The sequence below is a fragment of the Ruegeria profundi genome, assembly GCF_001507545.1.
Taxonomy (GTDB): Bacteria; Pseudomonadota; Alphaproteobacteria; order Rhodobacterales; family Rhodobacteraceae; genus Ruegeria; species Ruegeria profundi.
This window is the reverse complement of record NZ_LQBP01000014.1, coordinates 45,179-59,313: the sequence shown is the minus strand read 5'-3', so window position 1 is coordinate 59,313 and position 14,135 is coordinate 45,179. Positions and strand designations below refer to the sequence as shown.

The 14,135-nt window shown below is 55.7% G+C and carries 25 protein-coding genes and 1 pseudogene; 23 read left to right on the top strand and 3 right to left on the bottom strand.

The features are described 5' to 3' along the window. Nucleotides 1–472, top strand: a 472-nt coding sequence (locus AVO44_RS19400) for an EF-Tu C-terminal domain-related protein (RefSeq protein WP_267885776.1), incomplete at its 5' end; no start/stop codon positions are given. Between the two features lie 120 nt (nt 473–592). Here AVO44_RS19400 and AVO44_RS19395 read toward each other — a convergent pair. Further along, entirely contained in the window at nt 593–1,048 is a 456-nt protein-coding gene (locus AVO44_RS19395; protein WP_068340790.1) for a hypothetical protein, read from the bottom strand. Nucleotides 1,049–1,276: 228 nt separating this feature from the next. Between AVO44_RS19395 and rpsJ the strand changes: the two genes are divergently transcribed. The 6 genes and pseudogenes from rpsJ to AVO44_RS20940 all read left to right on the top strand — a co-directional run. Next, a complete protein-coding gene (gene rpsJ / locus AVO44_RS19390; protein ID WP_008756422.1) occupies nt 1,277–1,591 on the top strand; it encodes a 30S ribosomal protein S10 in 315 nt (104 codons plus the stop codon). 18 nt (nt 1,592–1,609) lie between these two features. Beyond that, nucleotides 1,610–2,344, top strand: coding sequence for a 50S ribosomal protein L3 (rplC, locus tag AVO44_RS19385; RefSeq protein WP_068340789.1), 735 nt, complete (start codon nt 1,610–1,612; stop codon nt 2,342–2,344). Next, complete coding sequence (gene rplD / locus AVO44_RS19380; RefSeq protein ID WP_068340788.1) at nt 2,341–2,958, top strand: 50S ribosomal protein L4; 618 nt, start codon at nt 2,341–2,343, stop codon at nt 2,956–2,958. The genes rplC and rplD overlap by 4 nt, the downstream gene beginning before the upstream one ends. Continuing rightward, a complete protein-coding gene (locus tag AVO44_RS19375) occupies nt 2,955–3,251 on the top strand; it encodes a 50S ribosomal protein L23 (protein WP_010437040.1) in 297 nt (98 codons plus the stop codon). Before rplD ends, AVO44_RS19375 begins: the two co-directional genes overlap by 4 nt. Continuing rightward, nucleotides 3,248–3,880, top strand: coding sequence for a hypothetical protein (locus tag AVO44_RS21390; protein ID WP_068340787.1), 633 nt, complete (start codon nt 3,248–3,250; stop codon nt 3,878–3,880). Before AVO44_RS19375 ends, AVO44_RS21390 begins: the two co-directional genes overlap by 4 nt. 2 nt (nt 3,881–3,882) lie before the next feature. Next, nucleotides 3,883–3,963 (top strand): annotated as a pseudogene (locus tag AVO44_RS20940) (50S ribosomal protein L23); the annotation flags it as partial. Between the two features lie 64 nt (nt 3,964–4,027). On the opposite strand, the gene AVO44_RS19365 reads toward AVO44_RS20940, so the two are convergent. Together AVO44_RS19365 and AVO44_RS19360 are read right to left on the bottom strand one after the other, a co-directional pair. After that, on the bottom strand, nt 4,028–4,507 hold the full coding sequence (locus AVO44_RS19365; RefSeq protein WP_157770056.1) for a hypothetical protein: 480 nt from the start codon (nt 4,505–4,507) through the stop codon (nt 4,028–4,030). A 378-nt stretch (nt 4,508–4,885) separates the two neighbouring features. Beyond that, on the bottom strand, nt 4,886–5,872 hold the full coding sequence (locus tag AVO44_RS19360) for a hypothetical protein (protein ID WP_068340781.1): 987 nt from the start codon (nt 5,870–5,872) through the stop codon (nt 4,886–4,888). A 294-nt stretch (nt 5,873–6,166) separates the two neighbouring features. Between AVO44_RS19360 and rplB the strand changes: the two genes are divergently transcribed. The 16 genes from rplB to rplR all read left to right on the top strand — a co-directional run bounded on the left by rplB (nt 6,167) and on the right by rplR (nt 13,964). After that, nucleotides 6,167–7,009: a 50S ribosomal protein L2 gene (gene rplB / locus AVO44_RS19355; protein WP_008757664.1), complete on the top strand. Its 843-nt coding sequence runs from the start codon at nt 6,167–6,169 to the stop codon at nt 7,007–7,009. Between the two features lie 3 nt (nt 7,010–7,012). Then, a complete protein-coding gene (rpsS, locus tag AVO44_RS19350; protein ID WP_005980699.1) occupies nt 7,013–7,291 on the top strand; it encodes a 30S ribosomal protein S19 in 279 nt (92 codons plus the stop codon). Nucleotides 7,292–7,294: 3 nt separating this feature from the next. After that, the gene (gene rplV, locus AVO44_RS19345; protein ID WP_039538267.1) at nt 7,295–7,675 is read left to right on the top strand and encodes a 50S ribosomal protein L22; all 381 of its coding nucleotides are present in this window, start codon (nt 7,295–7,297) and stop codon (nt 7,673–7,675) included. Then, a complete protein-coding gene (gene rpsC, locus AVO44_RS19340; protein WP_068340778.1) occupies nt 7,675–8,385 on the top strand; it encodes a 30S ribosomal protein S3 in 711 nt (236 codons plus the stop codon). The genes rplV and rpsC overlap by 1 nt, the downstream gene beginning before the upstream one ends. Before the next feature lie 12 nt (nt 8,386–8,397). Next, complete coding sequence (rplP, locus tag AVO44_RS19335; protein ID WP_058283513.1) at nt 8,398–8,811, top strand: 50S ribosomal protein L16; 414 nt, start codon at nt 8,398–8,400, stop codon at nt 8,809–8,811. Between the two features lie 237 nt (nt 8,812–9,048). Continuing rightward, on the top strand, nt 9,049–9,669 hold the full coding sequence (locus AVO44_RS19330) for a 2OG-Fe(II) oxygenase family protein (protein WP_068340777.1): 621 nt from the start codon (nt 9,049–9,051) through the stop codon (nt 9,667–9,669). Between the two features lie 67 nt (nt 9,670–9,736). After that, a complete protein-coding gene (locus AVO44_RS20845; protein ID WP_082677589.1) occupies nt 9,737–10,384 on the top strand; it encodes a transglycosylase domain-containing protein in 648 nt (215 codons plus the stop codon). A gap of 179 nt (nt 10,385–10,563) precedes the next feature. Then, complete coding sequence (gene rpmC / locus AVO44_RS19320) at nt 10,564–10,770, top strand: 50S ribosomal protein L29 (RefSeq protein ID WP_010437082.1); 207 nt, start codon at nt 10,564–10,566, stop codon at nt 10,768–10,770. Nucleotides 10,771–10,774: 4 nt separating this feature from the next. After that, nucleotides 10,775–11,005 (top strand): 30S ribosomal protein S17, encoded by a 231-nt coding sequence (rpsQ, locus tag AVO44_RS19315; protein ID WP_068340771.1) that lies wholly within the window; start codon nt 10,775–10,777, stop codon nt 11,003–11,005. A gap of 76 nt (nt 11,006–11,081) precedes the next feature. Further along, nucleotides 11,082–11,450, top strand: coding sequence for a 50S ribosomal protein L14 (rplN, locus tag AVO44_RS19310; RefSeq protein ID WP_068340767.1), 369 nt, complete (start codon nt 11,082–11,084; stop codon nt 11,448–11,450). A gap of 2 nt (nt 11,451–11,452) precedes the next feature. Continuing rightward, entirely contained in the window at nt 11,453–11,764 is a 312-nt protein-coding gene (rplX, locus tag AVO44_RS19305; protein WP_068340764.1) for a 50S ribosomal protein L24, read from the top strand. After that, on the top strand, nt 11,757–12,317 hold the full coding sequence (gene rplE / locus AVO44_RS19300) for a 50S ribosomal protein L5 (RefSeq protein WP_068340746.1): 561 nt from the start codon (nt 11,757–11,759) through the stop codon (nt 12,315–12,317). Before rplX ends, rplE begins: the two co-directional genes overlap by 8 nt. A 19-nt stretch (nt 12,318–12,336) precedes the next feature. Beyond that, nucleotides 12,337–12,642 carry a 30S ribosomal protein S14 gene (gene rpsN / locus AVO44_RS19295; protein ID WP_068340744.1) on the top strand — a complete coding sequence of 102 codons (306 nt, stop codon included), beginning with the start codon at nt 12,337–12,339 and terminating at the stop codon, nt 12,640–12,642. 13 nt (nt 12,643–12,655) lie between these two features. After that, nucleotides 12,656–13,048 (top strand): 30S ribosomal protein S8, encoded by a 393-nt coding sequence (gene rpsH / locus AVO44_RS19290; RefSeq protein WP_068340741.1) that lies wholly within the window; start codon nt 12,656–12,658, stop codon nt 13,046–13,048. Between the two features lie 11 nt (nt 13,049–13,059). Then, on the top strand, nt 13,060–13,593 hold the full coding sequence (gene rplF, locus AVO44_RS19285) for a 50S ribosomal protein L6 (RefSeq protein ID WP_068340739.1): 534 nt from the start codon (nt 13,060–13,062) through the stop codon (nt 13,591–13,593). A gap of 11 nt (nt 13,594–13,604) precedes the next feature. Further along, entirely contained in the window at nt 13,605–13,964 is a 360-nt protein-coding gene (gene rplR / locus AVO44_RS19280) for a 50S ribosomal protein L18 (RefSeq protein WP_068340737.1), read from the top strand. Nucleotides 13,965–14,135 lie beyond the last annotated feature (171 nt).

The window sequence follows — 14,135 nt, the reverse complement described above, 5'->3', positions numbered from 1 at the left end:
CGTGGGCGACGAGATCGAAATCGTCGGCATCCGCGACACTTCGAAAACCACCTGCACCGGTGTTGAGATGTTCCGCAAGCTGCTGGACCGCGGTGAAGCAGGCGACAACATCGGCGCCCTGCTGCGCGGTGTTGACCGTGACGGTGTTGAGCGTGGCCAGGTTCTGTGTAAGCCCGGCTCGGTGACCCCGCACACCAAGTTCGAAGCCGAAGCCTATATCCTGACCAAGGAAGAAGGCGGTCGTCACACGCCGTTCTTCGCGAACTACCGTCCTCAGTTCTACTTCCGTACCACGGACGTGACCGGCACCGTGACCCTGGCCGAAGGCACCGAGATGGTCATGCCCGGCGACAACGTGTCGTTCGGCGTTGAGCTGATCGCACCGATCGCGATGGAGCAGGGCCTCCGCTTCGCCATCCGCGAAGGCGGCCGCACCGTCGGCGCCGGCGTTGTGTCGAAGATCATCGAGTAAGGCGCGCCTGCCGCGTCTGGTTGCGGCAGGCGATTGTACAACCGAAAACCTGCCGGCAGCAACTCGGAGAAGACTAAAGAAGGCCGCCCCATAAAGGGCGGCCTTTTTGTATCACCTTTTTTAACTGATGCTACGCCAACGTGTAATTAGTCGAAGGGTTGCTGAAAACACGATCCAAAATACAGCCGCAGCTGACAAAGATGGCGCAAACAGCACAGCTGCAATCATAATCAAATTAGGTGCTTGCACCAAGGCGAACCACGCTCCGCTCAGCACGAAGTACAGAATGGTCAAAGCGAAGATTGTGAAGCCGATTTTCTTTGCGCATTTAACAATTTCTTGACCAGTTTCTGATCTGCGGTGACGTCGAAAATAGAATATTGCCGCCAAAGATGCGCTAATAGCAAACGGTAGCAGCAGTAACGAGATTTGCGCGATTGTTCCGGTTATGCCAAAGCGCGCGAAGGGTACTCCCTGAGGTATGCCCAGAAGATCATGAGACAAAAAGGAAATAATGTAAGACAGGACGCCGCCGGGTATCAAAAATAGCCAGAAATCCCAAAACGACTTTGTCAATTTCTCACCTCGCGTTCGTTTAGCTACTTGCATATATACTGATCATCCAGCTGGATTGAGAAAAGGCAGGTAATTCCCCCTTGCCAAACCGCACCAACACCACTATCACGCGCGGGTTCTCACTAAGAACATCAAGGCGGGGTGATTCCCGCCTTTTGGGTTCGATGAGGGTTGGCGATGCGCGTCTGTCCTCCTCTCAACTCCAACGCCTGATAAAAGGCTGTTAATATGCAAAGCCAAAACATCCGTATTCGGCTGAAGGCATTTGACTATCGCGTTCTGGATGCCAGCACGCAAGAGATCGTCAACACTGCCAAGCGGACCGGCGCGAACGTGCGCGGCCCGATCCCCCTGCCGAACAAGATCGAGAAGTTCACGGTTCTCCGTGGCCCTCACGTTGACAAGAAATCCCGCGACCAGTTCGAGATCCGTACGCACAAGCGTCTGCTCGACATCGTTGATCCGACCCCCCAGACCGTTGACGCGCTGATGAAGCTCGACCTCGCTGCTGGTGTGGATGTCGAGATCAAGCTGCAGTCGTAAGATCGGAGGGTATAGATTATGCGCTCTGGTATTATCGCAAAAAAAGTTGGCATGACCCGCCTGTTCATGGAAGACGGCAAGCAGATTCCTGTGACCGTTCTTCACCTGGACAACCTGCAGGTTGTTGCACAGCGGACCGCTGACAAAGACGGCTACACTGCCGTTCAGCTGGGCGCCGGTGCTGCCAAGGCAAAACGCACCTCGAAAGCCATGCGCGGTCACTACGCCGCTGCAAAGGTCGAGCCTAAGCGTAAGCTGGCCGAGTTCCGCGTCTCCGAAGATGGCCTGATCGATGTGGGCGCCGAGATTTCGGCAGAACACTTCCTGGAAGGTCAGAAAGTTGACGTTTCGGGTACCTCGATCGGTAAAGGCTTTGCCGGTGCGATGAAGCGCTGGAACTTCGGTGGTCTGCGCGCCTCGCACGGTGTGTCGATCAGCCACCGTTCGCACGGCTCAACGGGTCAGTGTCAGGACCCGGGCAAGGTGTTCAAAGGCAAGAAGATGGCCGGTCACATGGGTGCTGCCCGTGTAACCACCCAGAACCTGGAGGTTGTCAAAACCGACGCCGACCGTGGTCTGGTCTTCATCAAAGGCGCCGTTCCCGGACCGAAATCGGGCTGGGTTACCGTCAAGGACGCCGTTAAGAAGAAAGCACCGGAAGGCCTGCCTTTCCCGGCTGCTGTGAAATCGGCTGCAACTGAAGCGACCGAAGCTCCTGCGGAAGAAGCTCCCGCGGAAGGTGGTGAAGCATGAAACTTGATGTAATCAAACTGGACGGCGGCAAAGCCGGCGACATCGAGCTGAACGCCGATCTGTTCGGTCTCGAGCCGCGCGCGGACATCCTGCACCGTGTGGTCCGTTGGCAGCGCAACAACGCGCAGGCCGGCACCCACAAGGTGAAGACCCGCTCGGAAACCAGCTACTCGACCAAGAAGATCTATCGCCAGAAGGGCACCGGTGGCGCTCGTCACGGTGACCGCAACGCGCCGATCTTCCGCAAGGGTGGTATCTACAAGGGCCCGACCCCGCGGTCGCACGGCCACGACCTGCCGAAGAAGTTCCGCAAGCTGGGCCTGCGCCACGCTCTGTCGGCCAAAGCCAAGGCAGGTGAACTGGTTGTGATCGAGAACGCCGAAGCCGAAGGCAAGACCGCCGCTCTGGCCAAACAGGTTGCAAACCTGGGCTGGAAACGCGCCTTGGTCATCGACGGCGCGACCGTGAACGAAGGTTTCCTGAAAGCGTCCAAGAACATCGAAGGTCTGGATATCCTGCCGTCGATGGGCGCAAACGTCTATGACATCCTCAAGCGTGACACTCTGGTGCTCACCAAAGCGGCTGTCGAAGCACTGGAGGCTCGTCTAAAATGAGCGCGAAGGCAGAACACTACGACGTGATCCGCAAGCCGGTCATCACCGAAAAGTCGACCATGGCATCTGAGAACGGCGCGGTTGTCTTTGAAGTGGCGATCGACAGCAACAAGCCGCAGATCAAAGAGGCCGTTGAGGCGCTGTTTGGTGTGAAGGTCAAAGCGGTGAACACCACTGTGACCAAAGGCAAGGTCAAGCGGTTCCGCGGCCAGTTGGGTCGTCGGAAAGACGTCAAAAAAGCATATGTGACCCTGGAAGAGGGCAACACCATCGACGTGAGCACCGGTCTTTGATCCGACGCTTACTGCGACTGTTTACGGCCTCGGCGGTTCAACCCGCCGAGGCCGATTTCGTTTCAGACACTGAAACTGTGCGTGCGCAGGTTCTGGAGCAGATGCGAGCATTCAGCGCAGAACCCTATTTTCAGCTTGCTGATGAAAAGCTGGGTCTGTTGTCGGTTTTCGATGATCTGAAATATGATCGCGCGGATGTGGACATGGTTTCTCCGGCGATGCGAAAGCATGTGGTCGGCAAGCTTGGTCCGCTGGGTTTTCACCAAATCTCCGGCACGGTGTTGGAACAGCCGCACGCCGATATGCGCGTCTACATCCCGAAGTTCCACGCGCTCGGCGCGTCGCCTTTTGATATCACGCGATACACCGAGAAACGCCCGCAGGATTACTGCCTGCTGACGCCCACGCAGGTGGCCTGTCAGTACGTGGATCACTATGCGCTGGACGATGCGGTGCAGCGGATTGAGGCGCTGATTACGAAACACCCGATTAACCTGCTCAAACTGGCGGATTATCTGGAAGGCAAACCCAAACACCGCGCCTTTCGCGAGGTGCTGGGCCATATCAAACTCAAGCAACGAGTTGCGGTGGAGTCCGAGCCGCTGTGCCGTAGAAGGTCTTTGGGCTGAAGCTTGACCGTCGGAAAGACGTCAAGAAAGCATATGTGACCCTCGAAGAGGGTAACACCATCGACGTGTCCACTGGCCTCTGATCGGACCCGTCTTTGGAGAGAGATAAAGGCCCCCGCGAAAGCGGGGGTTTTTTTAACGCGGGTCTCACCATGTAATCAGGCGCACTTTGCAATCGGTGCCTTGAAAATGGGCGAAGTTTTGAAGACGCGTCATCAGCCAGAGCGTGTTCACGTTCAGGTCCCGTGGTGCGCCAAGAGTTTTTTCACCCAAATCTGATTGGAGTTGTTCAAACAACTTTGGTGTCCGGTCCCTGCGCACCAACCCGTGATCCTTATGCCAGATAAAGGTGAAAAGCGCTGGCCCGTTGTGGTCAGGCCAAACTGTACCATAGGTAGCGGTTTCAGTTGTGCGTATCGGAAAAATATCGCGCCCAATGATGGTGCCGTCGCTTTGCCTGAGTACGGCCATGGGAAAAAAATATGGGCGGCTGAAATCTGCATAAGCTTCGTAGCTGAGGTTGGCCCCGCTGGGTAGTTGCACGCAGGTGCCGAATTTCTTCGAATAGAGTGCAGCAAGCGCCAGTATGCTAAACGTCGCAAGCAATAGGATAGTTGCCAGTAGCAAAAGGGTTCCTCTAAGGAATACTCCCAACATCTAATAGTGGCTCATATACGGATCATTGTGGAAGTGGTCTGTCACCATAGGGGACCAGTCGGGCGCTTTGTTCGGACAGCTTTGTGCGTGACTACTTAAGAAACAATGAATGTTGCCGGGAAATGTGTTTGGTTTGATCCAAAGCCGCGCCAGCGAGTGCCCGTGGGATGGCGCCGCCACGGCTGATAAGTGCGCTTTATGGTGCCATATCCATCCGACCTCATAGCGAGACGCAAACGCCCTCAAAGCGCCAGCCCGCCGGGACGGGCAGTCGCTGGCGCGGCGGCCTTCGGCCCTGTCCTGCGATCTAGGTCGCGAAGTCCCGATCTCCCGAACGGGGTGCCGGTCTCATTTGGCAACTTCGAGCTTGAGTACTTCTGTCGGTAGCCCCGCGTAGCTGTATGTAGCTCGTGCCAAGCGAGCTGCCCGCGAATCCCCAGTTAAGAACACGTGGCATCGGCTCGCGTTTTCAATATGCTCGCAGTCGCGAAACTGACTAATAAATCTTTCAAGATAGCGGCTTTGCCCGCCTTTCTTTGGTCTTTCAAACGCGGCTACGCCCAGACTAAAAAGAAGGAATGCAAAACTCGAAATGCTACCTGCTTCAATCTCGGCTCGCCCGAATTCTCGTGGGTAGAAACTATCAATCCCAACTGAGTCTGGCAGTTTGGAAAATAGATACTCGGCAATTTCATCGTCTGGTATTTGATCCAGTTCAGCTTGCGACCTTGGTTTTTGTTTTTTGAATTCTCTATGAAAATTTCGGGCTTCAGTGTCCAACTGGCTAATGCTCAGATCGTTAATCTCATTTTTGATTGGTTCAAACTGTGAGCGAACCATTTCTACAATCTCGCTTGGATCAAATTCGTTCTCGCAAATTATGTGCATTTCTTGGCGAAATGCTTCTATGTAGCCATCAATCGAATGGAGAATTTCTTCTCTTTCATTTTCGATATCCAGAAATCCGGCACCCATGTGAAGAGCTGCTAGCAGCCTGAGTATTTTTTCGTTGGCCAAGTGAGACTTGAGGGTAAAGTCAATTTCTTCCGGAATGACTTCTCGTACTATATTGGCTTTTAGAGCTGTCGACCGGATCTCAATCTTGGGCAGGTTGGTGACAGGGGGCAAGTAATAGGCTCCAATTCCCTCCAATGCCTCAATGAACTCAAGTGGTCTATCGCTGCGGAGAATCTCGCGAACGTGCGTGTCAGAAAACGTGATTGCCCAACTATCCAGTCGCTCAATAGCCGCCCTAAAAAGAGTAGAACCGCTTTGCGATCGGCGGAGATGGCTAATAGGGCCTTGGTCTAGGTAGACTATCTGTTGGATATTCATGCTGTCGCTATAGTGCCTTTGAGCGATGTGTTTAGTTAAGGTCTGGCTGTGTCGGAAACTGTATCGCTTCAATGTGAGTAAGAGTATCCTGAGTCGCCATCTTAAATTGCGAGAAACCCTATAGACACCCACCCCCAACACTGCTAAACGCTCCCAATCTTGCGGCCTCGGATTCGTTCCGGGGCCTCTGATATTTCTAACCGGGGACCTTCGGGGCCCTATACCCTTGGCACCTACGGGGGCCTATCACATAGCAGGGAAACCCCTGCACTTGCTAAACGGAAGACAGAAAGCATGGCACTCAAGTCGTACAAGCCGACGACGCCGGGCCAGCGCGGGCTGGTGCTGATCGACCGTTCGGAGCTTTGGAAAGGACGTCCGGTCAAGTCTCTCACAGAGGGTTTGACCAAATCGGGCGGCCGGAACAACACCGGACGGATCACTTCACGCCGCCGCGGCGGTGGCGCAAAGCGTCTCTACCGGATCGTTGACTTCAAACGGAACAAATTTGATGTGGCGGCAACCGTCGAGCGGATCGAATATGACCCGAACCGGACCGCATTCATCGCACTGGTAAAATACGAAGACGGCGAGCAGGCATATATCCTGGCTCCGCAGCGTCTGGCTGTTGGTGACAAAGTCGTGGCATCCGCCAAGGCCGACATCAAGCCGGGCAACGCAATGCCGTTCTCGGGCATGCCTATCGGTACCATCGTCCACAACATCGAGATGAAGCCTGGCAAGGGCGGTCAGATCGCACGTGCGGCCGGTACTTACGCTCAGTTCGTTGGTCGTGATGGCGGCTACGCTCAGATCCGTCTGAGCTCGGGCGAGCTTCGCATGGTCCGTCAGGAATGCATGGCCACCGTTGGTGCCGTGTCCAACCCCGACAACTCGAACCAAAACCTCGGTAAAGCCGGCCGTATGCGCCATAAGGGCGTTCGTCCGTCGGTTCGTGGTGTTGCAATGAACCCGATCGATCACCCGCACGGTGGTGGTGAAGGTCGTACCTCGGGTGGCCGTACGCCGGTTACTCCGTGGGGTAAGGACACCAAGGGTAAGCGTACCCGTAACAAGAACAAAGCGTCCCAGAAGCTGATCATCCGCTCGCGGCACGCCAAGAAGAAGGGACGTTAATCCATGTCTCGCTCTGTTTGGAAGGGTCCTTTCGTCGATGCTTACGTGCTGAAAAAAGCCGAAGCAGCGCGCGAGTCGGGCCGTAACGAAGTCATCAAAATCTGGTCGCGTCGTTCCACCATTCTGCCCCAGTTCGTGGGTCTGACCTTTGGTGTGTACAACGGCCAGAAACATATCCCCGTCAACGTCTCGGAAGACATGATCGGTCAGAAGTTCGGTGAATACTCGCCGACCCGGACCTATTATGGCCACGCCGCAGACAAAAAAGCGAAGCGGAAGTAAGTCATGGGCAAGGAAAAGAACCCCCGCCGCGTGGCTGAAAACGAAGCAATGGCGAAAACCCGTATGCTTCGCACCAGCCCGCAGAAACTGAACCTGGTTGCGCAAATGATCCGCGGCAAGAAAGTTGAGAAGGCTCTGACCGACCTGACTTTCAGCAACAAGCGTGTCGCGCAGGACGTCAAGAAGTGCCTGCAGTCCGCAATCGCGAATGCCGAAAACAACCACAACCTGGACGTTGACGAGCTGATCGTCGCCGAAGCATGGGTTGGCAAGAACCTCGTCATGAAGCGCGGTCGTCCGCGTGCCCGTGGCCGTTTCGGCAAGATCATGAAGCCGTTCTCGGAGATCACCATCAAGGTGCGTCAAGTTGAGGAGCAAGCCTAATGGGTCATAAAGTAAATCCGATCGGCATGCGCCTGCAGGTCAACCGCACCTGGGACAGCCGCTGGTACGCCGACACCAAGGACTACGGTGATCTTCTGCTGGAAGACCTCAGGATCCGTGAGTTCATCAACAAAGAGTGCAAGCAGGCCGGTGTTGCCCGTGTGATCATCGAACGTCCGCACAAGAAGTGCCGCGTTACGATCCACACCGCACGTCCCGGTGTCATCATCGGTAAGAAAGGTGCAGACATCGAAGTTCTGCGCAAAAAGCTTGCTCGCATGACCGACAGCGAACTGCACCTGAACATCGTCGAAGTGCGCAAGCCCGAGCTTGACGCGCAGCTGGTTGCCGAGTCCATCGCTCAGCAGCTGGAACGTCGTGTTTCGTTCCGTCGCGCAATGAAGCGGTCGGTTCAGAACGCCATGCGCATGGGCGCCCTGGGTATCCGGGTGAACGTCGCTGGTCGTCTGGGCGGCGCTGAAATCGCACGGACCGAGTGGTACCGCGAAGGCCGCGTGCCTCTGCACACCCTGCGTGCCGACATCGATTACGCACATGCCGAAGCGATGACCCCCTACGGGATCATCGGGATCAAGGTCTGGATCTTCAAAGGTGAGATCATGGAGCACGATCCGCAGGCACGTGACCGTAAAGCACAGGAACTCCAGGACGGCCCTGCACCTCGTGGTGCTGGTGGCGGTCGTCGCTAAGGAGGGAAAGATATGCTTCAACCAAAGCGTACTAAATTCCGCAAGATGCACAAAGGCCGGATCAAGGGTCTCGCCAAGGGCGGCTCTGATCTGAACTTTGGCACCTACGGCCTGAAAGCTCTTGAGCCTGAGCGTGTAACTGCACGCCAGATCGAAGCTGCACGTCGTGCCATGACGCGCCACATGAAGCGTCAGGGTCGCGTCTGGATCCGCATCTTCCCCGACACTCCGGTAACTGCAAAGCCGATCGAAGTTCGTATGGGTAAAGGTAAGGGTTCGGTCGACCGTTGGGCATGCAAAGTCAAGCCTGGCCGCGTGATGTTCGAAATCGACGGCGTCAATGACGACATCGCCCGCGAAGCCCTGCGCCTGGCCGCGATGAAGCTGCCGATCAAGACCCGCGTCGTGGTCCGCGAAGACTGGTAACCGAATTGGGGCTTAGGCCTCCATCGTGACAAGATTGACCCCCGCCGGGAAACCGGCGGGGTTTTCTTTTCGGGGGCTCTGCCCCCGCTGCGGCAAGCCGCAACTCCCCCGGGATATTTCGAGCCAAATGAAGCAGGGGCCTTCGTCTTCATCTGGCGAAAAATATCCCGGAGCGCGAGGCAGAGCCTCGCTAAACTCCCTATCGAAATTGCCGGGCGGTTGGTCTAATACGTCTCTATGCCAAAGATTGAATCACTCTTCGTAACCCGTCTCTACCTCGCAGCTTTGTCCGAGTTTGATCCGACGATCGACGCGGGAGAGTTGGAAAGCTCTTGCCTTGTCATCGCTGAGGATGACGAAGCCGGACAGGAATGGTGCGAAGAGAACGGCTATCCCGGCTACACCAGCTACGCCTCGCTGACTGATCTGCCTTGGCGGTTCCCGATCTTTGCCGATCTGGTAGCGGCATTGGACCAGCACGTGGCGGCCTTTGCCAAGGATTTGGAGTTCGATCTGGGTGAGGGCGCGCTGAAGCTTGAGGACTTGTGGATCAACATATTGCCCGAGGGCGGCATGCATTCCAGCCATCTGCATCCCCACAGCGTGATCTCGGGCACGACCTATGTGGCGATGCCTGAAGGGGCGAGTGCGCTGAAACTGGAAGACCCCCGCTCAGGCCGCATGATGGCCGCGCCGACGCGCCTCAAAGGAGGGCGGCGGGATTTGCAGCCGTTCATCTATTTGAAGCCGCAAGTGGGGGATGTCTTGCTATGGGAAAGCTGGCTGCGCCACGAGGTGCCGATGAACATGGCCGAGGAAGAGCGGATTTCGGTCAGTTTTAATTATAAGTGGGATTGATGGGAACGAAGTCAAGAGACTATCTTTTGAGCACGTATTCGCAAACAACTTGAGTTAGAGCTTTTGAATGGGTCGTTGGTTCTCGAAAACTGTCTTTTTCACCTCATTGGTTGCTGCGAGTTCTGGCTACAGTCAGCCTTCTGACGTAGGGCTGCCAAGTTCGGAGGAAATAATTGAACTCTACACGGCTGACACGACTGGACGTGCCCCGGTTCCGGAGCTTCTGCGAAAAGCGATGGTCGGTTTTTATGATCCAGAGTTTTTAAGAACTGAACTGCCGCAATACTCAAGAACAACTTTAAGGGCTTCTGAGCGAGTTCGGTCGGTAAGAGAAGTCGGAAAAATGGGGTTACTTGCCACTGGATTTGCTGTGTCCAAAACACTGTCCCGTGAAGAGACTATGAATTGGTACATAAACACACTTTACTGGGGTCGAAGCTGTTATCGGCCAAATGACGCCGCCCTGGTGTATTTTGGTAAGGAAATTGACGACCTTTCGCTTGGGGAGACTGCTTATCTTGTGGGAATAGTCATAGCGCCTTCAAACTTCGATCCTGACCGCTACCCCGATCTCGCAGATGAGCGCAGAAACGTGACACTAGATGAACTCGCGAAAACTGTGTTTTTCTCTGAAGATGAAATAGCTAACGCAGTTCTTGAAGATCTAAACTTCGCTCATCCGCTCGAAAAATGTGACAGACCAAGAGAACGTTGAGTTTCTCCCCAACGGATTGCTCAAACTTCCTCTTGCCACCCACCCCCTAAACCCTTATACGGCGGCATCCTGCGGTCTCCCGGCGTTGTCGGGCGATTCGTATGTCTATCATTCATCCACCAGGTCCAAGGTGACCCTGCAAGGGGGCCTTCTGGTGTTTTGAGCAAAGGAAAAAGGCGATGAACGCCCAAGAACTGCGTGACAAGACCCCGGACCAGCTCCGCGAGGAACTGGCCAACCTGAAGAAAGAAAGCTTTAACCTGCGCTTTCAACAGGCGACCGGTCAGCTGGAAAACACTGCTGGTATCAAAGCGGCCCGCCGCAATGCTGCCCGTGTCAAAACTATTCTGAACGAAAAGGCCGCAGCTGCGGCATCCGAGGAGTAATCAGATGCCCAAGCGTATCCTGCAAGGCACCGTGACCAGCGACGCCAATGAACAGACAGTAACCGTATCCGTCGAGCGCCGCTTTACGCATCCGGTTCTGAAGAAAACCATCCGTAAGTCCAAGAAATACCGGGCTCACGATGAAAAGAACGCCTTCAAGGTCGGTGACACAGTCCGCATCATCGAATGCGCACCGAAATCGAAGACGAAACGTTGGGAGGTTCTGGAGGCGTAAGCCACCAGGACTTTTCCATTTGTCGAAACCCTGGGGGACCTAAACAGAACAGCCCCCACAGGTCGGGAGAAACCACATGATCCAGATGCAGACCAATCTGGATGTTGCTGACAACTCCGGCGCACGCCGAGTTCAGTGCATCAAGGTCCTGGGTGGTTCCAAGCGTAAATACGCCTCCGTCGGCGACGTTATTGTCGTCTCGGTGAAGGAAGCCATCCCCCGCGGCCGCGTAAAGAAAGGTGACGTCCGCAAGGCCGTCGTCGTACGCACCGCCAAGGAAGTCCGTCGTGAAGACGGCACCGCGATCCGTTTCGATCGCAACGCTGCCGTTATTCTGAACAACAACAACGAGCCGATCGGTACCCGTATCTTTGGCCCCGTTGTTCGTGAACTGCGCGGCAAGAACTTCATGAAAATCATCTCGCTGGCTCCGGAGGTGCTGTAATCATGGCTGCTAAACTCCGCAAAGGCGACAAGGTCGTCGTGCTGGCCGGTAAGGACAAGGGCAAAGAGGGAACCATTTCCTCGGTCGATCCGAAAGCCGGCAAAGCAGTGGTCGAAGGCATCAACATTGCCATCCGCCACACTCGCCAGTCGCAAACGTCGCAAGGTGGTCGCCTGCCTCAGGCAAACCCGATCGAGCTGTCGAACCTGGCACTGCTGGATAAAAACGGCAAAGCAACCCGCGTTGGCTTCCGCATGGAAGGTGACAAGAAGGTTCGTTTCGCCAAGACCACGGGGGACGTGATCGATGCTTGATACCGCAACCTATACCCCGCGTCTGAAAGCTCAGTACGCCGAGACCATCAGTGCTGCTCTGAAAGAAGAGTTCGGCTACAAGAACGACATGCAGCTGCCCAAGCTGGAAAAAATCGTTCTGAACATTGGGTGTGGTGCCGAAGCCGTCAAAGATTCGAAGAAAGCAAAAGCTGCTGTCGAGGATCTGACTGCGATTGCCGGTCAACAGGCCGTTGCAACCAAGGCGAAGAAGTCGATCGCGGGTTTCCGCGTCCGTGAAGATATGCCGCTGGGCGCGAAAGTGACCCTGCGCGGCGACCGGATGTATGAATTCCTGGATCGTCTGATCACAATCGCGCTGCCGCGCGTTCGTGACTTCCGCGGTGTGAAACCGTCTTTCGATGGTCAGGGCAACTTTGCCATGGGCATGAAAGAGCACATCGTGTTCCCGGAAATCGATTTCGACAAAGTCGATGAGGTCTGGGGCCTGGATATCGTAATTGCCACCACAGCGAAAACCGACGCTGAAGCGAAAAGCCTGTTGAAAGCATTCAACATGCCGTTCAACGCATAAGCGCCGGGAGGATTGAGACATGGCTAAGAAAGCAATGATCGAACGCGAGAAAAAGCGCGAACGCCTGGTGGCCAAATATGCCGCAAAGCGTGCCGAGCTGAAAGAAATCGCGAATGACGAGAGCCGCCCGATGGAAGAGCGTTTCAAGGCGCGTCTGAAACTGGCGAAACTGCCGCGCAACAGCTCGGCCACCCGTCTGCACAACCGTTGTCAGCTGACCGGTCGTCCCCACGCTTACTACCGTAAGCTGAAGGTCAGCCGTATCGCGCTGCGCGAGCTGGGTTCTGCTGGTCAGATCCCCGGCATGGTGAAATCGAGCTGGTAAGGGAGACATAGATATGAATGATCCTATCGGCGATATGCTCACCCGTATCCGCAACGCGCAAATGCGCGGCAAGTCCACCGTTTCCACTCCGGCATCCAAGCTGCGCGGTTGGGTTCTGGACGTGCTGGCGGACGAAGGCTACATCCGTGGCTATGAAAAGACGACCGGTGAAAACGGTCATCCGGCCATCGAAATCAGCCTGAAATACTACGAAGGCACCCCTGTTATTCGTGAGCTGAAGCGGGTCTCAAAACCCGGTCGTCGCGTTTACATGGGCGTCAATGACATCCCGCAGGTCCGTCAGGGTCTGGGTGTGTCGATTGTCAGCACTCCGAAAGGTGTGATGTCGGACGCAAACGCTCGCTCCAACAATGTTGGCGGCGAAGTGCTCTGCACCGTCTTCTAAGGAGGTCTGCAATGTCTCGTATTGGTAAAAAACCGGTCGAGCTGCCCAGCGGCGTTACCGCCTCTGTGTCCGGCCAGACCATCGAAGTCAAAGGTCCGAAAGGCACCCGCAGCTTCACCGCGACCGACGACGTAACGCTGTCGGTTGAAGACAACGTCGTGCAGATCAACCCTCGTGGCATGTCCAAGCGGGCGCGCCAGCAGTGGGGCATGAGCCGCACCATGGTTGCCAATCTGATTGAAGGCGTGACCAACGGCTTCAAGAAAGAGCTGGAGATCCAGGGTGTTGGTTACCGGGCTCAGATGCAGGGCAACACCCTGAAGCTGAACCTGGGCTACAGCCACGATGTTGATTTCGTTGCTCCGGAAGGTGTCACAATCACCGCACCGAAGCAGACCGAAGTTGTTGTGGAAGGTATCGACCAGCAGCTGGTTGGCGAAGTTGCGGCCAAGATCCGCGACTGGCGCCGTCCCGAGCCGTACAAAGGCAAGGGTATCCGCTATAAGGGCGAGTTCATCTTCCGCAAGGAAGGCAAGAAGAAGTAAGGACGAACACAATGGCAAACAGCAAAAGAACCCTGTTTCTGAAGCGCCGCCTGCGCGTTCGGAACAAACTTCGCAAGGTCAACGCGGGTCGCCCGCGTCTGTCCGTGCATCGTTCGAACAAGAACATTTCTGTTCAGCTGATCGACGATGTGCGTGGCGTGACCCTGGCTTCGGCCTCGAGCCTGGAAAAAGATCTGGGCGTTGTTGGCAAGAACAACATCGAAGCGGCCACCAAAGTGGGCGCGGCCATCGCCGAGCGTGCAAAGAAGGCAGGCGTCGAAGAGGCCTATTTCGATCGCGGCGGCTTCCTGTTCCACGGCAAGGTGAAGGCTCTGGCCGACGCTGCGCGTGACGGTGGTCTGAAGATCTAAGACTAAGCGCATCCCGAAAAGTGGGAACCGGTTTTCGGATCAAGATGCGCGATATCAAAGATTGAGGGCGGGTTTCGGTCCGCCCCGATGATCCGGGGGCCTCGACGGCAGTCGAGGCTCACTTGGATTGAAGAAACGGCGCCGTATGCGCCACATGAGAAAAGGGATGCC